The sequence below is a fragment of the Rhizobium sp. IY2 genome (assembly GCF_047532935.1).
In the GTDB taxonomy this organism is placed as follows: Bacteria; Pseudomonadota; Alphaproteobacteria; order Rhizobiales; family Rhizobiaceae; genus Rhizobium; species Rhizobium anhuiense.
The window spans coordinates 173,183-195,847 of the sequence record NZ_JBLKNU010000004.1 but is presented as its reverse complement, the minus strand read 5'-3'; the positions used below and the strand labels follow the sequence as shown (position 1 = coordinate 195,847).

The window sequence follows — 22,665 nt, the reverse complement described above, 5'->3', positions numbered from 1 at the left end:
CGAGTCTTGTGGAACGTCTGAATTCACGATTCGGAACAGCGTGAGAACGAATCAGCGACGAATCGCTGACTCCAGCTGATTCAGCTTTTGTTCACGGCTAAGTATTGATTTTGAATCACTTTTTCCCACTAGATGCTGAATCGCGAGACTCCCTCCCATTCGCATTTTCGCCGTCGTGAGCGACGATTCCCGCGCCGATTTTGAACAGGCGAGAGCGTCCCGAAATTAACCTCTCGACCAAAGCCGGAACGAATCGGAGACGAATCGCTGACTCCGCGGTTTTCGCCTTTCGTTCACGACCAAATCTGGTGGCATCACCAGGTCCGGACGCTAGATGCGGAATCGGCAGCGGAACTCTTCGCCCGCCTCCTGGCATAGGCATTAATCTTTTTGAAGCCGGATTCAGACAGCGTTAAGTCAAGGCGGCCAATCGCGATGGGTCGATCAAAAGCGGAACGAATCGCTGACGAATCGGCGACACCGCGGCTTTCCCTCTTTGTTCACCGCAACATATTGTATTTAAATGTAATTTTAACCATAGCGGCAATTTTCCGAGATGACGGAAATTAACCGTGAATCACGCCCTTGTCACATTTCCAAGCTTAACCGGGAACAAAAATCGCCAATGCGTGTTTCTGGTCCATCCAAATTGCGGATGAAATGAAGGAAACACACCATGCTTGGCACGATACTTCTAATTATCCTCATTCTGCTCTTGATCGGAGCCTTGCCGAATTGGGGTTACAGCCGTGGCTGGGGCTATGGACCTTCTGGCGGTTTGGGGCTAGTTCTCGTGATTATCATTATCCTTGTACTAATGGGCCGCATCTAAAGGCCAACGAACCTGGGGAGTTACGACATGATGAAGAAGATTGTTCTTATTGGTGCGCTGGTCGGCGCTCTGGCATCCTGCACAGCAACCGAGCAAGGTACGGCGATCGGCGCCGGCACCGGTGCGGTCATCGGCGGTGTCGTCACCAACAGCTGGGGCGGTGCCGCCGTCGGCGCCGTGGCCGGCGGTCTAACCGGCGCTCTCATCGGCCACTCGGTCGAACGCCGCGGCTACTGCGTCTATCGCGACCGCTACGGCCGCCGCTACGAGGCTCGTTGCCGCTAATCGGCAAAACCATATCGGACTCCCAACGGGCGCTTCTGCGCCCGTTTTTTTGGCCTGCCGCATCCGTCAACGAGACGTTGACAATCGGTTATGAAAGCCACACCTACTGCTACCCAACAGGCAGGCACATATTTCCTTCACCAGCGCAACGGACAGGCACAGCCGCCCGGCGCACCGGAAAGGAACGCTTTCATGATCCAGATTTTCCTGAATTCCCTTGTCGCCGTTCTCATCGCATCGGCCTTTCTGACGACTGCGATAACAGCCCTTAGCAGCCAGGATCGCTCGCTGCGGAAAGTACCGGTCAAGGTTCGGACAGAGCGGCAACCGAATGCCGACCGCCGCTCTTAATCCCGTAAATGATCAAAGCGATGGCGCGTCCTGCCGGACGCGCCATCGCTTTGAATCTGCGTATAACCGTTTAAAGGAATAATTAGGCGAAGAACTGTCCGCCATTGGCCGTCAGCGTCGAACCGGTGATGAAGCCGGCATCGTCGGAGACGAGGAAGGTGACGCAGCGCGCGATCTCTTCCGGCTCGCCGAGACGGCCGACGGGGATCTGCGGAATGATGCGTTCGTTCAGCACCTTCTCCGGCACGGCAAGCACCATTTCCGTGCCGATGTAACCGGGGCAGATGGCGTTGACGGTGATGTTCTTGGCTGCCCCTTCCTGGGCCAGCGCCTTGGTGAAGCCGAGATCGCCCGCCTTGGCCGCCGAATAATTCACCTGGCCCATCTGGCCCTTCTGGCCGTTGATCGACGAGATATTGACGATGCGGCCGAAGCCGCGATCGCGCATGCCGGTCCAGACCTGATGCGTCATGTTGAACAGGCCGGTGAGGTTGGTATTGATCACCTCGTGCCACTGCTGCGGCGTCATCTTGTGGAACATCGCGTCGCGGGTGATGCCGGCATTGTTGACGAGGATTTCGACCGGCCCGATCTCGCTTTCGATCCTGGCGATCCCTTCGCCGCAGGCAGCGTAGTCGGAAACATCCCATTTGAACACCGGAACGCCGGTGACATCGTGAAAGGCTTTGGCCTTCTCGTCGTTGCCGGCATAGCTGGCCGCGACCCTGTATCCGGCATTTTTCAATGCCATGGATATTGCCGCGCCGATGCCGCGTGTACCCCCGGTGACCACAGCCACTCTGCTCATGCTTCGCTCCCCTTTTGTTTTTCGCCCCGCCGCATGGCGGGATTTTCAATCAATCCTGGATCGTATGCTATTTAAAGTGCTTCAAAGCACATGGCCACACCCATGCCGCCTCCGATGCAGAGCGTGGCGAGACCCTTCTTGGCGCCGCGGCGCTTCATTTCGAACAGCAGTGTGTTGAGAACGCGCGCGCCGGACGCGCCGATCGGATGGCCGATCGCGATCGCGCCGCCATTGACGTTGACGATCGCCGGGTCCCATCCGAGATCCTTGGTGACAGCGCAGGCTTGCGCCGCGAAAGCTTCGTTCGCTTCGACGAGATCGAGATCGTTCACCGACCAGCCGGCCTTTTCGAGCGCCTTGCGCGAAGCCGGGATCGGCCCGGTGCCCATAATGGAAGGATCGACGCCCGCCGTTGCCCAGGAAACGATGCGGGCGAGCGGCTGGATGCCGCGCCGGACGGCTTCCGCTTCGCTCATCAGCACCGCCGCAGCGGCGCCGTCGTTAAGGCCGGATGCATTCGCGGCCGTCACAGTGCCGTCCTTGTCGAAGGCCGGGCGCAATTTCCCCATCGCTTCCAGTGTGGCGCCGTGACGGATATATTCGTCGGCATCGACCGTAACGTCGCCCTTACGTGTCTTGATGACGTAGGGGATGATCTCGTCGGCAAAACGGCCGGCCTTTTGCGCCGCTTCCGCCTTGTTCTGCGAAGCCACGGCGAACTGATCCTGGTCGTCGCGCGACAGCTGCCACTGACGCGCGACATTTTCGGCGGTGATGCCCATGTGATAACCATGGAAGGCGTCGGTCAAACCGTCCTTGATCATCGTGTCGACCATCTTCATGTCGCCCATCTTGACGCCGCTGCGTAAGTGCGCGGCATGCGGGGCCATCGACATGGATTCCTGGCCGCCGGCAACGATGATCTTGGCGTCGCCGGTGGCGATCTGCTGCATGCCGAGCGCGACCGCGCGCAGGCCCGAGCCGCAGAGCTGGTTGACGCCCCAGGCAGTCGCCTCCTTCGGAATGCCGGCCTTTATCGCCGCCTGGCGGGCCGGGTTCTGGCCCTCGCCGGCGGCAAGCACCTGGCCGAGGATCACCTCATCCACCTCGCCGGCATCGACGCCGGCGCGCTCGAGCGCCCCCTTTATGACCGCCGCCCCGAGCTCATGCGCGAGGACCGTCGCGAAAGCGCCGTTGAACGAGCCGACTGCTGTTCGCCCTGCACTGGCGATGACGATGGATGAATTGCTCATGGGGACGCTCCTCGTTTTCGTCTCACTTACATAAGGAGAAACTGGCAAAGCTTGGAGCACAAGTCAAACGCGAAGACCGGCTGCCGCCATTTTTCAGCCGAAGCGCTCCCAAGCCCGATTCATCTGCTCTGTTAAAGGTTTGCCGCATCGCACAAAGAGATTGTCACCGGCCTTCTTTTGCGTTTACAGTCTCAAGTGGAGGAAGATCCATAAATCAGACGGGGGTTCAGGAGACTGATATGGCGAAGCATGAGGGTCAGATCGTTATCAAGAAATACGCCAATCGCCGCCTATACAACACCGGCACCAGCACCTATGTGACGCTGGAAGACTTGGCGGAGATGGTGAAGAAAGGCGAAGACTTCACCGTACAGGATGCAAAAAGCGGAGATGACATCACCCATTCGGTGCTGACCCAGATCATTTTCGAACAGGAATCGAAGACCGGCAACACGTTGCTCCCGATCTCCTTCCTGCGCCAGCTCATCACCTATTACGGCGACCAGATGCAGATGGTGGTGCCGAGCTTTCTCGAACATTCGATGCGCGCCTTCACCGAACAGCAGTCGCAGATGCGCGAGCAGGTGAACCGCGCCTTCGGCGAGACGCCGCTCGGCAAGAACCTGCAATTGCCGATGCAGATGGTCGAAGATCAGGTTCGCCGCAACACCGAGCTGTTTCAGCAGGCGATGCAGATGTTCTCGCCCTTCATGACGCCGCCTGCCAAGGAAAGCCGCAAGGCCGAGGCCAAGGATATCGATGAGCTGAAGGAACAGCTCCGCGCCCTTCAGAACAAACTCGACAACCTATAATCCGATCGAGACATCACGCCCGGCGCTCCGGATCGAGACGGCAAAACCGCCGATCACATCGATCAGGGCGATCGTCATCAAAATGAAGAATACCTGCGTCGCAGCATCCCGGACGAGCAGAAACTCGACCAGGAAGGCGATGAACACCAGCATCGACAACATATGGTTGACGAGATTGCCGGGGCCGGTTCTGGTCGCCTTGAGGATTTCGAAGAACAGCACGACAAGGGCGATGACGATGAACAGATCGCCGAGCGCCATGCTCCAGATCGCGCCCGAGATCATCGACAGCACGATGACATCATGTTGCAGGGCCGGAATGCCGCCATCGCCCATCAGGCCCAGCATCGCCAGATTGTAAAGAATAAACGGGATAATCATCAGCGGCATTGCGGCTATCATCGGCAGTCTCCTCAGCGCAAGAAGAATACTGCCGCAAACCGCTGCCAGACCGCAAGTCATTGCAAATATTATACCGTCGAAATAGAAAAGGCCGGCGTGACGCCGGCCTTGAAACTTTCGATCGGACAAGCCGGATCAGGAAATTATGCGCTTTCCTTCGGCGTCAGAACCTGGCGGCCGCGATACATACCGGTCTTCAGGTCGATATGGTGCGGGCGGCGCAGTTCGCCGGAGTTCTTGTCTTCGACATAGGTCGGAGCCTTCAGTGCATCTGCCGAACGGCGCATACCGCGCTTGGACGGGCTTGTTTTTCTCTTCGGTACAGCCATTTCTCTTACTCCACTTGCGGGCAAAACATTCCCACGGCCAGACTGGCGGCCGAAACGGACATGTCGCGATTTCGGAATTTGGCGCGCTTATACATGCAAGGGGTGGCCTTGACCAGTCCCCATGCGTATTTTTTGCGAAGCCGATGATTCCGGGCTCAGACTTCGTCTTCCGGCACGATCCAAGGCTCCGCGCGGGCCGCCTCTTCCCATTTTCGCCAGGCCGGATGCGCCTTCATGGTCTCCATATAGGCCAGCGTATCGTTTCGGCTGACGAGATCATAAATGTCGAAGCGGTTGACGACGGGCGCAAACATCGCATCCGCCCCGCTGAACGCACCAAAGAGAAACGGTCCGCCGGATTGCTGCAACAGGTCGCGCCAGATTGTCTCGATGCGGCTGATATCGGCGTCGACACCATCCGGCAATGCGATCTTGGCCTTCGGCCGGCGGATATTCATCGGGCAGGCGTTGCGCAGCGCCCGAAAGCTCGAGAGCATTTCCATCGAAACCGAACGGGCAAGCGCCCGCTCGGCCCGATCCCCAGGCAGAAGGCCGGCCTCCGGATAAAGCTCGGCGGCGTATTCGATGATCGCCAGCGATTCCCAGATCTTCAACGCGCCGTGCTTGAGAAGCGGCACTCGCCCGGTCGGCGAAACCGCCTTGATATGGGGATTGCCACCAGGATAATCGAAGGGGATCAGGACTTCCTCGAAATCGATGCCGACGCCCGTCAGCGCCATCCAGGGCCGAAACGACCAGGAGGAATAGTTCTTGTTGGCGATATAGAGCGTCGGTTTGTCCATGGGCCTCCTCCGTTCAGGCTTCGAAATCAAAGATCAGCAATTCGTGGAAATGGTTCATGTCCTCGAACACGCAGAATGCCGGCGGGGTAAGCTCGAAAACGGGAGCCTTGCGGCGGATATCCTCGGCCACGTCATCGAGCATCGCCTGCCAGCGCGGCAAGGCTTCGTCCTCAAGCCGTTCGACCGCATAGGCGAAGGTCATGTGGAACTTATAATCCTCGTGGTTCGGCTGGCGATAGCCGAGAAGATCGGCCAGCGCGTTGCGCCAGGCGCGCATGACCTTGCGGTCCGTCTCCGTCGCCCCGTCGACGAGCAGGCCCGACGGGCGAGCTTCGACGATCGCGACCCTGAAGGGGTCAGCCATCGAGAAACCTTCGAGCCTGGCCGCCATCAACTCGGTCATGTCTTCGATCGGCGTATCGAGCGGCAGATCGCCCGGCCAGCAATCCTGCCGGCGCCGGGTTTCGATGACGCCTTCGAAAAGTGTCATGTGAAGACTTGATATCGGCGTAAAGAGGAACTGCGGAGCCTCGGGCATGGCCAGATATGTCTCGCGCGCCTCGATCAGCGCCATCTGCGTCTGCGAACCCTTCTCGATATGGCAGACTATGGTGTTGCCGGCTTCCGGGAGAAAGCCGCCGATTTTGCGATAGCGGCTGCCGAGATGGGCGGGCGGGTTCGGATTGTGCGTCTTCGAATAAGAGAGAAGCTCGGGCGAAAATGTCGTGATGGTCATGGGCGAATCGGGGCTCTGGTTGGACTGCATCCGTCCATATGGCAGAACCAAGAATGTCAGATGACGCTTACCGCCTCTAGAGCATGAGGCCGAAAAGTGTGCGCGGTTTTCTCATGACATCACGCTCTCACAATATAATTTAGAACAGGATTCAGATTTCAGGCCGCCCCTGGCCTAAAATCATCCTGTTCTGACGACAAGTTCTGATGTCAATCTCTGATGTCAATCATAGATGCACTTGATGTAATCGCCCGAACCTTGCGCACGCCTCTCGATCACGCCGGCAAGCCGGCGAAGGCCGCGTCCGGGCTTGCCGGCATTGCGGTCGATCGGGTTCGGCAGCGAGACGGCTAGCAGCGATGCCTGGCGCCGCGTCAGCTTCGAGGCCGGCACCTTGAAATGATGCTGGGCGGCCGCCTCGATGCCGTAGATGCCGGGGCCCCATTCGGCGATATTGAGATAGATTTCCATCAGCCGCCGTTTCGACAGGACGAAATCCGTGGCGACCGCAAGTGGAAGCTCCAGCGCCTTGCGCACAAAGGAGCGGCTGTTCCAGAGGAAGAGGTTTTTCGCCGTCTGCATCGGGATGGTGCTGCCGCCGCGCGTCGCCTGGCCTTTCAGCGTATCCTCGACCAGCATGCGCATTTCAGCCCAGTCGACGCCGCCGTGAAAGCAATATTGCCCGTCCTCCGACATCATCACCGACTGCACCACGACCGGGGCGATGTCATCCAGCGACACCCATTGCCTGTCGTAACCGCGCAGCAGAAGAAGATCGCGCAGCATCAGCGTCGAGACGGGGTGAATGAAGGGCAGCAGATAGAAAAAGATCAACGCGTAGGGAAGGATCAGAAAGACCAGGACGGCAAGAACAATGCGTTTCAACACGCGCCGATCTCCGAACCGCCGATCTCCGAACCATTGCCGACGAACCGGCATGTCGACGCTGTCCTCTCTCTCCGGCGCTATATCCAATGTTCCCCAGTCCGATTTCGCTCCTCTCGTTCTCATAGCGCCTGTACAGAGCTTATGCCAGAGTGCGTGGTGAATCTTGCCGCTGTCATCGACAATTCCGTTGCAAGCCCAGGGGCGCTCATGCCAAACAGCGCCCATGGACGCGAACCGGGACACTTTCGAAACGAGGCTGAAGAACAACGCCCACGAGATCGAGGCGCTGCTCGACGCATTGCTTTCACCAAGCATCCTTTCCGATGAAATCGCCAGGCCCGAAAGGCTGCGCGATGCCATGCATTATGCCGTGCTGAACGGCGGCAAGCGGCTGCGCCCATTCCTGGTCGTCGAAAGCGCTGCCCTTCTCGGCGGCAACGCTGAGGCAGCACTTCGCGTCGGCGCGGCACTCGAATGCGTCCACTGCTATTCCCTCGTCCATGACGACCTGCCGGCCATGGACGATGACGACCTGCGCCGCGGCAAACCAACGGTACACATTAAATTCGATGAAGCGACCGCGATCCTCGCCGGCGACGGCCTGCTGACCTACGCCTTCGATATCGTCGCCGCGCCGGAAACGGCGCTTCCCGATACCAGCAAGGCATCGCTGGTGCTGGCCCTTGCCCGCGCCACCGGTCTTGGCGGCATGGCCGGCGGCCAGGCCCTCGATCTGGCAGCGGAAAAACAAGCCCCTGACGAGGCCGGCATCATCCGCCTGCAGGCGATGAAAACGGGCGCGTTGATCCGCTTCGCCTGCGAAGCCGGCGCCATCATCTCGGCAAGTGCGCCGGAAGACCGCCGCCGCCTGCGCGCCTTCGGCGAAAAGATCGGCCTTGCCTTCCAGCTGGCCGACGACATTCTTGACCTGACTTCGGACACCGAGACTATGGGCAAGGCGACCGGCAAGGACGCAGCCCGGGGCAAGGGAACGCTCGTCGCCCTGCGCGGTATGGAATGGGCCGAGCGCCAGCTCCACCAGCATGTCCGCGATGCCGAGGCGCTGCTTACCCCTTACGGCGCCCGTGCCTCGACCCTTACCGCTGCGGCGCATTTCATCGCCGACCGGAAGAGCTAGAGCAATTCCGGGAAAAGTGCGAAGCGGTTTTCCCAGGCAAAGCGCGAAGCGTTTTTACCGGGAATTACGTAAAACAAAGGAATAGAGTGGTTCTGCGCTTCCGTTAAAAGCTGAACCGCTCTATCCCTTTCCAGGTCAGGCTGCCAATATTTCCGTGAGAGCCGAAACCAGGCGGGCACATTCCTCGTCCGTGCCGATGCTGATCCGCAGGAAGTCCGAAATACGCGGCTTGGCAAAAAGCCGGACGAGAATGTTCCGCTCGCGCAGGGCGGTGAGAAGCGCTGCACCCGACTGACTTTGGTGCCTTGCGAAAACGAAATTCGCCTGGGACGGCAAGACCTCGAAATCCAGCGCTTGGAGTTCGGAGACGAGGTTTTCCCGGCTGGCGATAAGCTTCCTCCGGCATGTCTCGAACCACGCCTCGTCCTTGATCGCCGCCGTCGCGGCGACCTGCGCCAGGCGATCGAGCGGATAGGAATTGAAACTGTCCTTGACGCGCACCAGCGCCTCGATCAGTTCCCGCTGCCCCAGCGCGAAGCCGACGCGCAGGCCTGCGAACGAGCGGGATTTCGACAGGGTCTGAATGACAAGCAGATTGGGATATTTTGAAATGAGCGGGACGGCGCTTTCGCCGCCGAAATCGACATAGGCCTCGTCGATCACGACGACCGCATCCGGGTGAGCGGCGACAAGCGCCTCTATGTCGGCACGCGGCAGGCCGATCCCGGTCGGTGCATTCGGATTGGGGATGATGATCGCGCCGCACGGCCTGTCGTAATCCGCCAGTCGGATCTGGAACCCGTGATCGACAGGCACTTCGATCGCTTCGACATCGTATAGCAGGCTATATGTCGGGTAGAAGCTATAGGTCACATCGGGATAGAGAAGCGGCCGTTCGTGTTTCAACAGCGCCTGAAACGCGAGGGCGAGGACCTCGTCGGAGCCGTTGCCAACGAATACTTCTTCCGCCATCAGGCCGAAACGGGCGGCGATCGTCTCGCGCAATTCCGTCGCCGCGGGATCAGGATAGAGCCGCAGACGATCGTCCGTCGCTTGCCGGATTGCCTCGAGTGCCTTCGGAGACGGCCCGTAGGGATTCTCGTTGGTGTTGAGCTTGACCAAGCCGGCGATACGCGGCTGCTCTCCGGCGACATAGGGCCGAAGATTGCTGACGATATCAGACCAATACCGGCTCATTCGAACTCGAAGGCGTTCATTCCGCCGCCGTCCGCTGGCCGAAACGCTTCTCGATATAATCGACGACAAGCGCCTCGAAGTCGGCGGCGATATTGGGGCCGCGCAGCGTCAGCGCCTTACGGCCATCGATGAAAACAGGGGCGGCCGGCGTCTCGCCGGTGCCGGGAAGCGAAATGCCGATATCGGCATGTTTGCTTTCACCCGGCCCGTTGACGATGCAGCCCATGACGGCGACGTTCAGCGCCTCGACTCCGGGATACTTTTCGCGCCAGACCGGCATGTTCTTGCGAATGTCGTTCTGGATGTTCTGGGCAAGCTCCTGGAACACCGTCGAGGTCGTGCGTCCGCAGCCCGGACAGGCGGCAACGACCGGTATGAACTGGCGGAAGCCCATGACCTGCAGGATCTCCTGCGCCACCTGGACTTCGCGGGTGCGGTCGCCATTCGGCTCGGGCGTCAGCGACACGCGGATCGTATCGCCGATGCCATGCTGCAACACGAAGCCCATAGCCGCCGACGAGGCGACGATGCCCTTGGTGCCCATGCCGGCTTCTGTCAGACCGAGATGCAGCGCGTGATTGGAGCGTTCGGCGAGCATCGAATTGACGGCGATCAGATCCTGCACCTGGCTGACCTTGGCCGACAGGATGATGCGGTTGCGCGGCAGGCCGATCTCCTCGGCAAGGGCTGCCGAAAGCAGCGCCGACTGCACGATCGCCTCGCGCGTCACCTGCCGGGCCGAAAGCGGCGAACCGGCCGCGGCATTCTGGTCCATCAGCGCCGTCAGCAGATCCTGGTCGAGCGAACCCCAGTTGACGCCGATACGCACCGGCTTGTCATGGCGGATCGCCATCTCGATGATCTCGGCGAACTGCTTGTCCTTCTTGTCCTTGAAGCCGACATTGCCGGGGTTGATGCGGTATTTCGCCAGCGCCGCGGCACAATCGGGATGATCGGCGAGCAGCTTGTGGCCGATATAGTGGAAGTCGCCGATCAATGGCACGTCCATGCCGAGCCGCAGCAGCCGCTCGCGGATCTTCGGCACGGCAGCCGCACTCTCGTCACGGTCGACGGTGATACGCACAAGCTCCGAGCCAGCCCGGAACAGGGCGGCGACCTGCGCGACGGTCGAGTCGATATCGGCCGTATCGGTATTCGTCATGGATTGCACGACGACCGGCGCCCCGCCGCCGACGATGACGCCGCCGACATCGACGGCAACGGAAGCGCGGCGCGGTTTCGGATCAAAATCGGCGGCTGACAACATGAAGAGTTCTTGCACCCCTAAAGCATGTCGCGCAAAAGTATGCAGCGGTTTTGCGATCACGACATGCGCAAAATAAAGACCTAAAGCGCGAGAAGCAAATCTGAAAGATTGCGACGCGCTTTAGAAACAGCGCCTTTCAGGTGGATCATGACCGCTTTCTTGTCAACCGCCCCCGATATCACTTTTGGTTGGAGGCGGTTCAGTGGCCGCCTCCGGAGGTCCCATCGGCATAATGGGCCAGTTTGGAAAACAGGAGGACGACGAGCAGCAGCACCGGCAGCGCCATGAAGACCGCAGCGAAGCCGACATGCTCGGCGACGAAGCCGATCAAGGACGGTGCGACCAGCATGCCGGAGTAGCCCATGGTCGTGACGACCGAGATGCCGATGCCGGGCTTGAGGCCGGGAATATTGCCCGCCGCCGAGAAAGCGATCGGCACCATGTTGGAAATCCCGATCCCGCAAAAGGCAAAACCCAGGATAGCGATCTCGGCATTGGGGGCCAAGCCTGCAAGCAGCATGCCGACGATCGCAAACAGCGTGCAGATGCGCAGCGTCTTGACGCCGCCCAGACGGTCGCGCACCAGATCGCCGGCAAAGCGCATGATCGCCATGGTCGCCGAAAAGGCTGCGAAACCAAGACCGGAAAGTGCCACGGATGCATCCATTTCCTGCCGGAGATAGAGCGCGCCCCAGTCGAGAACCGCACCTTCCGGCACCATGCTGAACAGCGCCATCAATCCGAGCAGCCACGGCAGCGGCACCATCGGCAGCTTCGTCTTTTCCTTCTTGGTGTCGGGATGCGGCGGGTCCGCAAGGATCATCGGCCATGCCAGAGCAAGGAAGATTGCCGCCAGCACCGTCGCCAGTTCCGCATGACCGAGAATACCGAGCTTGGAAATCACGATGCCGCCGAGACCTGAGCCGATCAGTCCACCAAGACTCCAGAACGCATGGCAGGACGACATGATGGCGCGGCGCATGGATTTCTCGACCGACACCGCATTGGCATTCATCGCCACATCCATTGCGCCAATGAAGCCGCCGAACAGGAAGAGCGAGATGGCCCCGGTGATCACATTTGGCGCGAGCGTCAATGCCAGCAGCAACGGCAGCACGCAGACAGCCGTCACCTGAACGACGATACGCGAGCCGTGCTTGGCAATCTGCGCACCGGCAATCGGCATCATGACCAGCGAGCCGACGCCGAAGACGAGGATCATCAGCCCAAGCTCGAACTTGCTCAGCGCCAGACGCTCGGCAAAGTCCGGAATCTTCGGCGCCCAGCAGCCGACGACGAAGCCATTCATGAGAAAGAGCAGGGAAACCGCCGCCCTGCTTCTGGTAACGAAGCCGCTCCGGACCCCCGGCGCACTTACATGACTGTCCATTTCTCGGTCTTTCCTCATTGCCGGGCTTGCAAGCGCCCGATTTCCCTAAACTCTGTGACGTCGCCTCAGTTCGTTTTCTCGGCGATAACAGTCCTGCATCCGCGCTCGCGGTAGCGGCCGAGAATTGCCGGATCGGCATCGTGTTCGACCACCAGACATTCGCAATGGGCAACCGGCAGGACACTATGGGGGGCGGCAGTGCCGAATTTCTCCGAGGTTGCAGCCACCAGCACCCTTTTGCTCCTCGACGTCGCAAACCGCTTGAACTCCGCATCCTCGAAACCGAACACCGTGATGCCGGCCTCAAGGTCGACGCCGCAGGCGCCGAGAATGCAGAGGTCGGGCGAAATCTGCTCCATATCGCGCAGGGCCTTGGCGCCGAGCGCACCGCCCGTCTGCCGATCGACCATCCCGCCGATCAGGATGACGTTGATGGCAGGCTTGTCGATCAGCGCTGCGGCAATCGCCGGCGCATTCGTCGCAGCCGTCAGCGCAAGATCGGCCGGCAATGCATGGGCAATCGCCAGATTGCTGCTGCCGGCATCGAAGAACACGGTCGAACCGGCGGCGATCTGCTGTGCCGCAGCGCGCGCCAGCGCCTGTTTCCGGTCGGCGGCAAAGCCGATGCGCTGCGTCAGGCTTCCATGCGCCGGCGAGACCGGCAATGCGCCGCCATAGACCCGCTCGCAGAGCCCCGCGGCCGCCATCTCGCGCAGATCGCGCCGCACCGTATCCTCGGAGACGCCGAATTCGAGCGCAAGTTCCGCCGCCAGCACGCGGCCATTCATCCGCAACCTCTCGGAAATCACCCCTTGACGCTCGCGTAATAGAAAATCCTGCATGTTCCTACCGGATCGACATCTCACAAATCCAGAAACGTGCATAAACACTTATGATCGTGCAGGCAATACGCATTGCTACACGTTTTCTGACGTTTTGAAACAAAGTCACTACCAGAGCGAAATATGTCCTATTGACCGGTCTAAGAGGCAGGAATATCGATTCATCATTCCCGATTCCCTCCGGCATATCCGCCATCTGGTGCGTCTTCCTGTGAAAAACTCCGTCAGCCTGGGCATCCTGCTCACGACCGTCGCCTATATGGCGTTTACCTTCCATGACGCGATCATCAAGATCCTGACTTCAAGCATTCCCGTCTGGCAGATCCTGTTTTTCCGCAGCCTCACGATCTTCCTCGGTTGTCTCGCCTATGGTCGCGGCAAACTCGTTCGCCAAACGATCACATCGCCGATCGTCAAGCCGATGATCGCCCGCAGCATCCTTCTTCTTTGTGCCTGGCTTTCCTATTATTCCGCGGCAAGCCGCCTGCAGCTTGCCGAAGTGACGACGCTTTATTACGCCGCACCTGTCGTCGGTACCCTGCTCGCATGGGTCATCCTGAAGGAAGAGGTCACGCCGGCGCGCTGGCTGGCCGTCGGCGTCGGTTTCGTCGGTGTCTTGATCGCCTGCAATCCGGTCGGCCTCACCATTTCCTGGCCGGTCTATCTTGCGCTGCAGGCGGCCGTCCTCTGGGCATCCGCCATGGTGCTGCTGCGCAAGACCTCGCTGCACGAAAAGACCATCGTGCAGCTCACCGTTTCCAACGTCTTTTTTCTTGCCCTGACCGGCCTTGCCGTTCTCTACACCTGGCAGACCCCCGATATGACGCAGCTCGCGCTGCTCATTGCCACAGGCATCGTTGCCGGCTGCGCCCAATTCGCCCTTTTCGAAGGCATGCGCCAGGCGCCCGTCTCCGTGCTTGCACCATTCGAATACAGCTCTCTCGTCTGGGCCTTCCTCCTGGGCTATCTGATCTGGGCCGACATCCCAACGCACAATGTGGTCGTCGGCGCGGCCCTGATCCTCAGCGCCGGATTGATCATCATCGTCAGCGAAAGGCTGCGCCGCCGGGCCGGAGCATGATGCCTGTTTCTGCAGGATTCATGGTTGGAACGGCCGCTTGAGAAAATTATTTGCAGTTGCTGCTTTTATTCGCAGTTTTCTACGCTTCCGGCGCCATAATTTTCTGCAAAGTATCCCCATCCGATGACAACCTCCCAAGGATGGATAAAACAATGAACTGGTTGAAAACCGTCGCCGCTGCCGCCCTCATTCAGGCTGCGGCCCTCCTGCCTGCCCATGCCGGCGAGAACCTCGCCGCCATCAAATCGGCCGGCGTCTTCAAGATCGGTACCGAAGGCACGTATGCGCCCTTCACCTATCATGACGAAAGCGGCAAGCTCGTCGGCTTCGATGTCGAGATCGGCGAAGCGATCGCCGCCAAGCTCGGCGTCAAGGCCGAGTTCGTCGAAGGCAAGTGGGACGGCCTGATCGCCGGCCTCGACGCCAAGCGCTACGACACCGTCATCAATCAGGTCGGCATCACCGAAACCCGCAAGCAGAAATATGATTTCTCCGAGCCCTATATTGCCTCCAAGGCCGTGCTGATCGCCCGTGACGGCGATGACAGCATCAAGTCCTTCGCCGATCTGAAGGGCAAGAAGGCCGCCCAATCACTGACCAGCAACTTCGGCAAGCTCGCCACCGAAGCCGGCGCCGAACTCGTCGGCACCGACGGTTTCGATCAGTCGATCCAGCTCGTGCTGACCAAGCGCGCCGACGCCACGATCAACGACAGCCTCTCCTTCCTCGATTTCAAGAAGCACAAGCCGGACGCGCCGGTGAAGATCGTCGCCGAACAGGAAAATGCCGACTACTCCGGCGTCATCATCCGCAAGAACGAGCCGGAGCTTCTCGCCGAAATCAACAAGGCGCTTGCCGACATCAAGGCCGACGGCACCTATAAGAAGATCGCCGACAAGTATTTCGGCCAGGACGTTTCCAAGTAAGCTTCGTTCAAGAAAAGAACCCCCGCCCCCACAAGGGCAAGGGGGTTCGATGCCGCGCCGCCTCATCTCAGAACAGCCTCCCCGCCACAGTACGGTCGCTATTTGGCGCGCCGAAGGCCCCGATAAGCCCCTCCCCCTTGTGGGGAGGGGTTGGGGAGGGGTATTCCACTTCGACGCACCAACCGACCAGAAGGAATTCCCTTGGCGCACTGGCTCCAACTGATGGCGGAATCGCTGCCTTCGCTCCTGTGGGCGGGGCTGATCTTCACGATTCCGCTGACCCTGCTCTCCTTCGTCTTTGGCCTGGCCCTCGGGCTCGCCACCGCGATCGCCCGACTCTTCGGGCCGATGCCGCTCTCCGCCGTCGCGCGCTTCTATGTCTGGGTCATCCGCGGCACGCCGCTGCTCGTTCAGCTCTTTGTCATCTTCTACGGCCTGCCGAGCCTCGGCATCCTGCTCGATGCCTTCCCGGCCGCCCTCATCGGCTTCACCCTGAATATCGGCGCCTATAGCTCCGAGATCATCCGCGCCGTCATTTCCTCGGTGCCGAAAGGCCAGTGGGAAGCTGCCTATTCGATCGGCATGAGCTGGCGCCAGGCGATGAGCCGCACCATCCTGCCGCAGGCCGCCCGTGTCGCCGTGCCGCCTTTGTCGAATACTTTCATCTCGCTGGTCAAAGACACTTCGCTTGCCGCCGCCATCACCGTGCCGGAACTCTTCCAGGCGGCGCAGCGCATCGTCGCCACCACTTATGAGCCGTTGATCCTCTATATCGAGGCGGCGCTGATCTATCTCGTCCTGAGCTCCGTCCTCTCGCAGCTGCAAGTGCGGCTGGAACGCCGCTTCGCGCGTTATGGCGGTATGCTGGAGGCAAATGCATGATCGAGCTTTCCAACATCGAAAAGCGCTTCGGCGATGCGGTCATCCTGAAGGATATCAGCATCCGCATCCCCGAAGGCAGCGTCACCGCGCTGGTCGGACCTTCCGGCGGCGGCAAGAGCACGCTGCTGCGCTGCATCAACCTGCTCGAAATTCCGACAGCAGGCGCGATCCGCCTGGGAGAGGAAACGCTGGCCTTTACCCCGGACAAACGAACGAGCTGGCAGGCGATCCAGAAGATCCGCCGCCAGACCGGCATGGTCTTCCAGAACTTCCAGCTCTTCCCGCATCAGACCGCGATCGAGAATGTCATGGAAGGTCTGGTGACGGTGCTGAGATGGCCGAGGGAAAAGGCCCGCGAACGCGCAATGGAATTGCTGACCAAGGTCGGCATGACCCACAAGGCCGACGCCTGGCCTTCGACACTATCGGGTGGCCAGCAGCAGCGCGTCGCAATTGCCCGGGCACTGGCGCCATCGCCGCGCGTGCTTCTTTGCGACGAGCCGACATCCGCGCTCGATCCCGAACTTTCGGCCGAGGTGGTCGATGTGCTTGGCAAGCTTGCCAGCGAAGGCACGACGATGGTGATGGCGACCCATGATCTCCGGCTCGCCTCGAAGATCGCCAATGACGTCGTTTTCCTGGAAGCCGGAAGCGTGGTGGAAACGGGCAGCGCCAGGGCGATCTTCAATACGCCGGAGCGCGAGCGCACCAAGCGCTTCATCTCGACGATCAACGCCGCCAATACTTACGATATCTGAGCTAGAGCCTTTCCGGGTTAGATTGCAGCATTCTGTTGGCTCAAACGGAGTCGGATGGTCGACCGGCCGGCGCGCGTCGTAGCCCGGCTCTACGGCCAAGCCGGCCCGTTTCAGCCAACCCTCCCGCAGATTTGCCTTGCAAATCTGCAAGACTTTAGAAGCGCCGGACGCACCTATTGCTTCGCATAGTGAAGCAGTGCGGCCGGTGGGCCGGGCATCTTTGCGCCGGCAGAATGCAGCAATCCAACCGGGAAAGGCTCTGGTGCCGGGATGCGAACATCCCGGCATTGCTCGCTGCAATCAGGAGGCCGTAACGACGGCGCGCGCGGCCTTCAGGGCATTGCCCCACCAGATGAGCTGATCGAGCATGTTCTTGGCGGCCTCATTGAGATGGGCGTAATCACCGAGGCTCTTGCCTTCCTTGAGAACCGCAAGATATTCGCTGAACGCGATGTGGACGGCGGTCTTGACGGACGCTGCGCTCATTTCGACGAAGATCAGGCGAAGCTGCTCGACCGCACGTGCGCCGCCGACGCCGCCGTAACCGACGAAACCGACCGGCTTCTGAATGAATTCGCCGAGATCGATCGCGTTCTTCAGAACCGCGGTCGGCGCATGGTTATATTCGGCGGCGGTAAAAATGAAGCCGTCGAACTCGCGCAGCTTCTTCTTCCAGTTCTCTGCGGTTTCGCTTTCCGCCGTGGTGGCGCGCTCTTCCCCGAAGAAATGCATGGGGTAGTCGAGAAGGTCGAGAACTTCGACTTCGAGATCAGAGCGCTGGCTGGCGAAATCTGCGATCCACTTGGCCGGATGCTGGGCAAAACGGCCAATACGCGTGCTGCCGACAATGACGGCAATCTTCAACTTGCTCATAGACGATTTCCTGATGGGTCTTGGGGGCGGGTGGTGAGCGTGCCAATCTATGAGAAAGCCTCCTCGCCGGGCAAGGCAAGGAGGCCGCTCACTTTTCACAAAATCAGCTTTTTAACAGCCCGACCGTACACAATCGGGTGATCGGTAGCATGGCCGAATGCAACCCTTCGGAAACATCGACCCCGCCTGCTCAGCCGGCGTAGACGACGAGCAGGTCCTTGGCGTCGATCTGATCGCCGGCGCGCACCAGCACCTCGGAAATCGTGCCATCCTTTTCCGCGTGCAGCGCCGTTTCCATCTTCATCGCCTCGATGGAGACGAGCACGTCGCCGGCATTGACGACCTGGCCGGGCGAGACGAAGACACGGCTGATGACACCCGGCATCGGCGCACCGACATGGATGGCATTGCCCGGCTCAGCCTTGCGGCGGACGGCGGCACCCGTCGCCCCATGAGCCCGGTCCGGCACCTTGATGCGGCGCGGCTGGCCGTTGAGCTCGAAGAAGATGGTCACCATGCCCTGGCTGTCCGTCGCGCTCATCGCCTGGTTGACGATGACGAGCGTCTTGCCGCGTTCGATATCGGCAAACAGTTCCTCGCCATCCTTGAGACCGTAGAAATAGGCCGGCGTCGGCAGCACCGAGACCGGGCCGTAGGTGTCGGAGGCGAGCGCGAAGTCGGTGAAGACCTTCGGATACATCAGATAGGAGGCAAACTCGAAGTCGCTGATCTCTCGCTCGAGTTTCGTCTCGATGACTTTACGCTCGGCATCGAGATCGGCCTCCTTGAGCAGCGAGCCGGGGCGCACGGTATAGGGCTTGTCACCCTTCAACGCCTTCTTCTGCAGCGCTTCGGGCCATCCAGACGGCGGCTGACCGAGATCACCCTTCAGCATCGATACGACCGATTCCGGGAAGGAGACTTCCTTGTCGGGGCTGACGACATCGGCGACCGTCAGGTCCTGCGAAACCATCATCAGCGCCATGTCGCCGACGACCTTGGAAGACGGCGTCACCTTGACGATATCGCCGAACATCTGGTTGGCGTCGGCATAGGCCTGCGCCACCTGATGCCAGCGGGTCTCGAGGCCGAGCGAGCGAGCCTGTTCCTTGAGGTTGGTGAACTGGCCGCCCGGCATTTCGTGCAGATAGACTTCGGATGCCGGACCCTTCAGATCGCTTTCGAAGGCCGCATACTGGTTGCGCGCCGCTTCCCAATAGAAGGAGATACGGCGGATCCATTCCGGATCGAGGCCCGGATCGCGCTCCGTACCGCGCAGCGCCTCGACGATCGAACCGAGACAGGGCTGCGAAGTATTGCCGGAAAGCGCATCCATGGCCGCATCGACGGCATCGACACCGGCATCGACGGCGGCAAGGACGGTCGCAGCCGCAATACCCGATGTATCATGCGTGTGGAAATGGATCGGCAGGCCGGTCGCCTCACGCAGCGCCTTGAACAGAACCTTGGCAGCCGCGGGCTTGAGCAGGCCCGCCATATCCTTGAGCGCGATGATGTGAGCGCCGGCCTTTTCGAGCTCGACCGCAAGGTCGGTATAGTATTTCAGATCATATTTTGGACGGGCCGAGTTCAGGATATCGCCGGTATAGCAGATCGCCGCCTCGCAGAGCTTGTTCTCCTCGGCAATGGCATCCATCGAGACGCGCATGTTCTCGACCCAGTTGAGGCAGTCGAAGACGCGGAAGAGATCGATGCCGCCCTTGGCCGCCTGGCGAACGAAATACTTGACGACATTGTCGGGATAATTGGTGTAGCCGACGCCGTTGGCGCCGCGCAGCAGCATCTGCAGCAGAAGGTTCGGCGCCCCCTCGCGGATCAGTGCCAGGCGCTCCCACGGATCCTCGGTCAGAAAGCGCATGGAAACGTCGAAGGTCGCGCCGCCCCAGCATTCGAGCGACAAAAGATTCGGCAGCGCATGCGCATAGGTGCCGGCGATGCGGGCGATGTCATAGGTGCGCATGCGGGTGGCGAGCAGCGACTGATGGCCGTCGCGCATCGTCGTGTCGGTCAAGAGTACGCGCTTTTCGTTGCGCATCCATTCGCCGAATTTCTTCGGGCCGAGCGTGTCGAGGAGCTGCTTGGTACCGTCCTTGACCGTATTGCCGTTGGCATAGGGAACCACCGGTTCGGCGGCGTTATCAAGCGGCCGCGGCCGGTCCTTGGCCTCGGGATGGCCATTGACGGTGACGTCGGCGAGATAGGTGAGCAGCTTCGTGGCGCGATCCTGGCGCTTGACCTGCTGGAAAAGCTCCGGCGTCGTATCGATGAAGCGGGTCGTGTAGCTGTTATCCCGGAACTTCGGATGGCCGATGATCGCTTCGAGGAAGGTCAGGTTGGTGGCGACGCCGCGAATGCGGAATTCGCGCAGCGCCCGGTCCATGCGGGAAATCGCTTCGGATGGATTTGGCGCCCATGCCGTGACCTTGACGAGAAGCGGATCGTAAAAGCGGGTGATGATGGCGCCGGAATAGGAGGTGCCGCCGTCGAGCCGGATGCCGAAACCGGAGGCCGAGCGATAGGCGGTGATCCGACCGTAATCCGGAATGAAATTGTGCTCCGGATCTTCCGTGGTGATGCGGCACTGCAGCGCATGGCCGTTGAGACGGATCTCCTTCTGCCCGGGCACGCCCGATTCCGGCGTGCCGATTGCAAAGCCGTCGAGGATGTGGATCTGCGCCTTGACGATGTCGATGCCGGTGACGACTTCGGTCACCGTATGCTCGACCTGGATACGCGGATTGACTTCGATGAAGTAGAATTTGCCGGTATCGGCATCCATCAGGTATTCGACGGTGCCGGCGCCGATATAATTGGTCGCCGCCGCAATCTTCAGCGAATAGGCGGCAAGCTCCTGGCGCTGCGCTTCCGAGAGGTAGGGGGCCGGTGCGCGCTCGACGACCTTCTGGTTACGGCGCTGGATCGAGCAGTCACGCTCGAAGAGATGCACGACATTGCCGTGCGTATCGCCGAGAACCTGGCTTTCCACATGGCGGGCGCGCTCGACGAGCTTTTCCAGATAGACCTCGTCCTTGCCGAAGGCGGCCATCGCCTCGCGTTTGGCCTCCGTCACTTCGCGGGCAAGGTCCTTCGGATCGCGGATGGCGCGCATGCCGCGCCCGCCGCCGCCCCATGAAGCCTTGAGCATGACGGGATAGCCGATCTCCTCGGCCATCTTGGCCACTTCGGCCATATCCTCGGGCAGGGGGCCGGTGGCCGGCACCACAGGCACGCCGACCGAGATCGCCAGGTTGCGCGCTGCAACCTTGTTGCCGAGCTGGCGCATCGTATCGGCCTTCGGGCCGATGAAAATGATGCCGGCCTTGTTGCAGGCATCAACGAATTCGGGGCTTTCCGACAGCAGGCCGTAGCCGGGATGGATCGCGTCCGCGCCCGAAAGCTTGGCGACGCGGATCACCTCCTCGATCGAGAGATAGCTCTCGATCGGACCCATATCCTTGGCGAGATGCGGGCCGCGGCCGACCTGATAGCTCTCGTCCGCCTTGAAGCGGTGCAGTGCCAGCTTGTCCTCTTCCGCCCAGATGGCCACCGTTTTTATTCCAAGTTCGTTGGCCGCGCGGAACACGCGAATGGCAATTTCGGAGCGGTTGGCAACGAGAATCTTGGAAATGGGCAAAACGGTCTCCTCAGACGTTCAGACGCGGGCATGCTGCACCCGCGAAGAAAATTCTTAACTTCTTGTCACAGGAAGTTCAATTTCTCTTGCGACTGCGAAATGCACTTTCTCACCATTCTGAAGCGCATAGCATCGCACTCGCGTCATTTGACGCGCTTATCTTATGATCATGCATGTCGTTGTCCAAAGCCGCTGCCCCGTTTTGGACGACATGCATCAGCTTATCAGGCCATGGCGGAAGGCAAGCGCCACCGCTTGCTGCCTGTTTTTCGCCTTCAGCTTGTCCTGCAGGCCATTCATATACCAATCGACGGTATGGTTTGAGATCTTCAGCATCTTGCTGATCTCCATCGAGGTCATGCCTTCGGCGAGATAGTGCAGGATTTCCATCTCGCGTCGGGTCAGCGGCGTCTCGGCCGGCAGCACGGTCTCCAGCGCCTGCACTTCGCCTTTCAGGTCGAGCAACCGCCAGAAGGCCTTGCGCGCCACCGCCTCGAACAGTGCGATCTCCACCGGCGACAGCTCGATCGGCTTGCCGGCGAGATTGAGGCTGCCGAGAATGCCGTTTCGTCCGTGGATCGGAAAGATGTAGCCATCTTCCAGTCCATGGCCGAAGGCATCGACCATCATCTGCTCCATACGGCGTTGCTGCCCATCCTTGCTGAACGCCGCCATGCTGTCTCGCCAGCGGAAAGGCCGCTGGGCATGGGCGAGATAACGCACCATCGGATCGATCAGCACATATTTTTTCGCGGTGTATATCTGCGGCCATTGTTCCGGCCAGCGGCCGGCAAGCGCCGCAGCCCAGGGTTCCGGATTCGGCTGCGCCGGATTCTGCGGCACATGGCGCAGCAGGCCGTAATAGTCGAAGCCGCAATCGTGGATGCCCTGCTCCAACTCGGTGACGACGACCTCAGGATTTGAACATTCTTCCAGAATTATAAGCAATTGAATTAACGAATTAATATTCACAAAAATGCCCCTTGCCCGGACTTGACGCCCGCATCGAGGCCGTCGGCGGCTTTTCAAATTGGTCGCGAAACGGTCTTCTTCAAAAAATGCAGTCACTAATTTAATGCTGTGCTAAACATTTAATAAAATGCAAGCGCAAATTGTTGCGAGATATGTTCATGCAGCAATTTCAGCGCCATAGCCAT

The 22,665-nt window shown here is 60.1% G+C and carries 23 protein-coding genes; 9 read left to right on the top strand and 14 right to left on the bottom strand.

The window, feature by feature from the left end; genetic code table 11:
- Positions 1-676: 676 nt before the first annotated feature.
- The 3 genes from ACMUVN_RS16710 (at position 677) to ACMUVN_RS16700 (ending at position 1,468) form a co-directional block, all read left to right on the top strand.
- Positions 677-832, top strand: coding sequence for a DUF3309 family protein (locus ACMUVN_RS16710; RefSeq protein ID WP_017962528.1), 156 nt, complete (start codon positions 677-679; stop codon positions 830-832).
- Between the two features lie 27 nt (positions 833-859).
- Complete coding sequence (locus tag ACMUVN_RS16705) at positions 860-1,117, top strand: YMGG-like glycine zipper-containing protein (RefSeq protein WP_018244057.1); 258 nt, start codon at positions 860-862, stop codon at positions 1,115-1,117.
- A gap of 192 nt (positions 1,118-1,309) precedes the next feature.
- A complete protein-coding gene (locus ACMUVN_RS16700; protein ID WP_168333622.1) occupies positions 1,310-1,468 on the top strand; it encodes a hypothetical protein in 159 nt (52 codons plus the stop codon).
- Between the two features lie 82 nt (positions 1,469-1,550).
- Here ACMUVN_RS16700 and ACMUVN_RS16695 read toward each other — a convergent pair whose 3' ends face one another.
- Positions 1,551-2,276 carry a beta-ketoacyl-ACP reductase gene (locus ACMUVN_RS16695; protein WP_028756526.1) on the bottom strand — a complete coding sequence of 242 codons (726 nt, stop codon included), beginning with the start codon at positions 2,274-2,276 and terminating at the stop codon, positions 1,551-1,553.
- Positions 2,277-2,347: 71 nt separating this feature from the next.
- The gene (locus ACMUVN_RS16690; protein ID WP_028756527.1) at positions 2,348-3,529 is read right to left on the bottom strand and encodes an acetyl-CoA C-acetyltransferase; all 1,182 of its coding nucleotides are present in this window, start codon (positions 3,527-3,529) and stop codon (positions 2,348-2,350) included.
- Positions 3,530-3,768: 239 nt separating this feature from the next.
- Between ACMUVN_RS16690 and phaR the strand changes: the two genes are divergently transcribed.
- The gene (gene phaR, locus ACMUVN_RS16685) at positions 3,769-4,341 is read left to right on the top strand and encodes a polyhydroxyalkanoate synthesis repressor PhaR (protein ID WP_028756528.1); all 573 of its coding nucleotides are present in this window, start codon (positions 3,769-3,771) and stop codon (positions 4,339-4,341) included.
- On the opposite strand, the gene ACMUVN_RS16680 is transcribed toward phaR, so the two are convergent.
- From ACMUVN_RS16680 to mtgA, 5 genes are all read right to left on the bottom strand, one after another.
- Positions 4,336-4,743, bottom strand: a complete 408-nt coding sequence (locus tag ACMUVN_RS16680; RefSeq protein ID WP_028756529.1) for a hypothetical protein — start codon at positions 4,741-4,743, stop codon at positions 4,336-4,338. The two genes, phaR and ACMUVN_RS16680, sit on opposite strands and share 6 nt — an antisense overlap.
- A 143-nt stretch (positions 4,744-4,886) precedes the next feature.
- A complete protein-coding gene (gene rpmF, locus ACMUVN_RS16675) occupies positions 4,887-5,072 on the bottom strand; it encodes a 50S ribosomal protein L32 (protein ID WP_003543812.1) in 186 nt (61 codons plus the stop codon).
- A 155-nt stretch (positions 5,073-5,227) separates the two neighbouring features.
- Positions 5,228-5,875, bottom strand: a complete 648-nt coding sequence (locus tag ACMUVN_RS16670) for a glutathione S-transferase family protein (RefSeq protein ID WP_028756530.1) — start codon at positions 5,873-5,875, stop codon at positions 5,228-5,230.
- Positions 5,876-5,888: 13 nt separating this feature from the next.
- On the bottom strand, positions 5,889-6,611 hold the full coding sequence (locus tag ACMUVN_RS16665; protein ID WP_028756531.1) for a DUF1868 domain-containing protein: 723 nt from the start codon (positions 6,609-6,611) through the stop codon (positions 5,889-5,891).
- Positions 6,612-6,833: 222 nt separating this feature from the next.
- A complete protein-coding gene (gene mtgA, locus ACMUVN_RS16660) occupies positions 6,834-7,586 on the bottom strand; it encodes a monofunctional biosynthetic peptidoglycan transglycosylase (protein WP_028756532.1) in 753 nt (250 codons plus the stop codon).
- Positions 7,587-7,722: 136 nt separating this feature from the next.
- On the opposite strand from mtgA, the gene ACMUVN_RS16655 reads away from it, so the two are divergent.
- Positions 7,723-8,637 (top strand): polyprenyl synthetase family protein, encoded by a 915-nt coding sequence (locus ACMUVN_RS16655; protein WP_168333621.1) that lies wholly within the window; start codon positions 7,723-7,725, stop codon positions 8,635-8,637.
- A 135-nt stretch (positions 8,638-8,772) separates the two neighbouring features.
- On the opposite strand, the gene hisC is transcribed toward ACMUVN_RS16655, so the two are convergent.
- The 4 genes from hisC to ACMUVN_RS16635 all read right to left on the bottom strand — a co-directional run bounded on the left by hisC (position 8,773) and on the right by ACMUVN_RS16635 (position 13,333).
- Positions 8,773-9,834 carry a histidinol-phosphate transaminase gene (gene hisC / locus ACMUVN_RS16650; RefSeq protein ID WP_168333620.1) on the bottom strand — a complete coding sequence of 354 codons (1,062 nt, stop codon included), beginning with the start codon at positions 9,832-9,834 and terminating at the stop codon, positions 8,773-8,775.
- A 16-nt stretch (positions 9,835-9,850) separates the two neighbouring features.
- Positions 9,851-11,101, bottom strand: a complete 1,251-nt coding sequence (ispG, locus tag ACMUVN_RS16645) for a flavodoxin-dependent (E)-4-hydroxy-3-methylbut-2-enyl-diphosphate synthase (protein WP_028756535.1) — start codon at positions 11,099-11,101, stop codon at positions 9,851-9,853.
- A gap of 199 nt (positions 11,102-11,300) precedes the next feature.
- A complete protein-coding gene (locus ACMUVN_RS16640) occupies positions 11,301-12,491 on the bottom strand; it encodes an MFS transporter (protein WP_028756536.1) in 1,191 nt (396 codons plus the stop codon).
- 65 nt (positions 12,492-12,556) lie between these two features.
- Positions 12,557-13,333 (bottom strand): DeoR/GlpR family DNA-binding transcription regulator, encoded by a 777-nt coding sequence (locus ACMUVN_RS16635; protein WP_168333619.1) that lies wholly within the window; start codon positions 13,331-13,333, stop codon positions 12,557-12,559.
- Positions 13,334-13,544: 211 nt separating this feature from the next.
- Between ACMUVN_RS16635 and ACMUVN_RS16630 the strand changes: the two genes are divergently transcribed.
- The 4 genes from ACMUVN_RS16630 to ACMUVN_RS16615 all read left to right on the top strand — a co-directional run bounded on the left by ACMUVN_RS16630 (position 13,545) and on the right by ACMUVN_RS16615 (position 16,980).
- Positions 13,545-14,414, top strand: coding sequence for a DMT family transporter (locus ACMUVN_RS16630; protein ID WP_028756538.1), 870 nt, complete (start codon positions 13,545-13,547; stop codon positions 14,412-14,414).
- A gap of 152 nt (positions 14,415-14,566) precedes the next feature.
- Positions 14,567-15,340 carry an amino acid ABC transporter substrate-binding protein gene (locus tag ACMUVN_RS16625; RefSeq protein WP_017995516.1) on the top strand — a complete coding sequence of 258 codons (774 nt, stop codon included), beginning with the start codon at positions 14,567-14,569 and terminating at the stop codon, positions 15,338-15,340.
- 201 nt (positions 15,341-15,541) lie between these two features.
- Positions 15,542-16,222 (top strand): amino acid ABC transporter permease, encoded by a 681-nt coding sequence (locus ACMUVN_RS16620; RefSeq protein WP_012759450.1) that lies wholly within the window; start codon positions 15,542-15,544, stop codon positions 16,220-16,222.
- Positions 16,219-16,980, top strand: coding sequence for an amino acid ABC transporter ATP-binding protein (locus ACMUVN_RS16615; RefSeq protein ID WP_028756539.1), 762 nt, complete (start codon positions 16,219-16,221; stop codon positions 16,978-16,980). Before ACMUVN_RS16620 ends, ACMUVN_RS16615 begins: the two co-directional genes overlap by 4 nt.
- Positions 16,981-17,280: 300 nt before the next feature.
- On the opposite strand, the gene ACMUVN_RS16610 is transcribed toward ACMUVN_RS16615, so the two are convergent.
- The 3 genes from ACMUVN_RS16610 to ACMUVN_RS16600 form a co-directional block, all read right to left on the bottom strand.
- Positions 17,281-17,853 (bottom strand): NADPH-dependent FMN reductase, encoded by a 573-nt coding sequence (locus tag ACMUVN_RS16610; protein ID WP_168333618.1) that lies wholly within the window; start codon positions 17,851-17,853, stop codon positions 17,281-17,283.
- A gap of 190 nt (positions 17,854-18,043) precedes the next feature.
- Positions 18,044-21,508: a pyruvate carboxylase gene (gene pyc / locus ACMUVN_RS16605; protein WP_414815301.1), complete on the bottom strand. Its 3,465-nt coding sequence runs from the start codon at positions 21,506-21,508 to the stop codon at positions 18,044-18,046.
- A gap of 216 nt (positions 21,509-21,724) precedes the next feature.
- Positions 21,725-22,480 carry a helix-turn-helix transcriptional regulator gene (locus ACMUVN_RS16600; RefSeq protein WP_168333616.1) on the bottom strand — a complete coding sequence of 252 codons (756 nt, stop codon included), beginning with the start codon at positions 22,478-22,480 and terminating at the stop codon, positions 21,725-21,727.
- Positions 22,481-22,665 lie beyond the last annotated feature (185 nt).

Bases quoted from the DNA above. Each gene is read 5' to 3' on its own strand.
- ACMUVN_RS16670 (WP_028756530.1), bottom strand. From the start codon at position 5,875: ATGGACAAACCGACGCTCTATATCGCCAACAAGAACTATTCCTCCTGG.
- ACMUVN_RS16695 (WP_028756526.1), bottom strand. From the start codon at position 2,276: ATGAGCAGAGTGGCTGTGGTCACCGGGGGTACACGCGGCATCGGCGCG.
- hisC (WP_168333620.1), bottom strand. From the start codon at position 9,834: ATGAGCCGGTATTGGTCTGATATCGTCAGCAATCTTCGGCCCTATGTC.
- ACMUVN_RS16625 (WP_017995516.1), top strand. From the start codon at position 14,567: ATGAACTGGTTGAAAACCGTCGCCGCTGCCGCCCTCATTCAGGCTGCG.
- ACMUVN_RS16690 (WP_028756527.1), bottom strand. From the start codon at position 3,529: ATGAGCAATTCATCCATCGTCATCGCCAGTGCAGGGCGAACAGCAGTC.
- ACMUVN_RS16655 (WP_168333621.1), top strand. From the start codon at position 7,723: ATGGACGCGAACCGGGACACTTTCGAAACGAGGCTGAAGAACAACGCC.
- ACMUVN_RS16615 (WP_028756539.1), top strand. From the start codon at position 16,219: ATGATCGAGCTTTCCAACATCGAAAAGCGCTTCGGCGATGCGGTCATC.
- ACMUVN_RS16640 (WP_028756536.1), bottom strand. From the start codon at position 12,491: ATGGACAGTCATGTAAGTGCGCCGGGGGTCCGGAGCGGCTTCGTTACC.
- ispG (WP_028756535.1), bottom strand. From the start codon at position 11,101: ATGTTGTCAGCCGCCGATTTTGATCCGAAACCGCGCCGCGCTTCCGTT.
- ACMUVN_RS16610 (WP_168333618.1), bottom strand. From the start codon at position 17,853: ATGAGCAAGTTGAAGATTGCCGTCATTGTCGGCAGCACGCGTATTGGC.
- ACMUVN_RS16635 (WP_168333619.1), bottom strand. From the start codon at position 13,333: ATGCAGGATTTTCTATTACGCGAGCGTCAAGGGGTGATTTCCGAGAGG.
- ACMUVN_RS16705 (WP_018244057.1), top strand. From the start codon at position 860: ATGATGAAGAAGATTGTTCTTATTGGTGCGCTGGTCGGCGCTCTGGCA.
- ACMUVN_RS16710 (WP_017962528.1), top strand. From the start codon at position 677: ATGCTTGGCACGATACTTCTAATTATCCTCATTCTGCTCTTGATCGGA.
- ACMUVN_RS16700 (WP_168333622.1), top strand. From the start codon at position 1,310: ATGATCCAGATTTTCCTGAATTCCCTTGTCGCCGTTCTCATCGCATCG.
- phaR (WP_028756528.1), top strand. From the start codon at position 3,769: ATGGCGAAGCATGAGGGTCAGATCGTTATCAAGAAATACGCCAATCGC.
- ACMUVN_RS16665 (WP_028756531.1), bottom strand. From the start codon at position 6,611: ATGACCATCACGACATTTTCGCCCGAGCTTCTCTCTTATTCGAAGACG.
- rpmF (WP_003543812.1), bottom strand. From the start codon at position 5,072: ATGGCTGTACCGAAGAGAAAAACAAGCCCGTCCAAGCGCGGTATGCGC.
- ACMUVN_RS16680 (WP_028756529.1), bottom strand. From the start codon at position 4,743: ATGATAGCCGCAATGCCGCTGATGATTATCCCGTTTATTCTTTACAAT.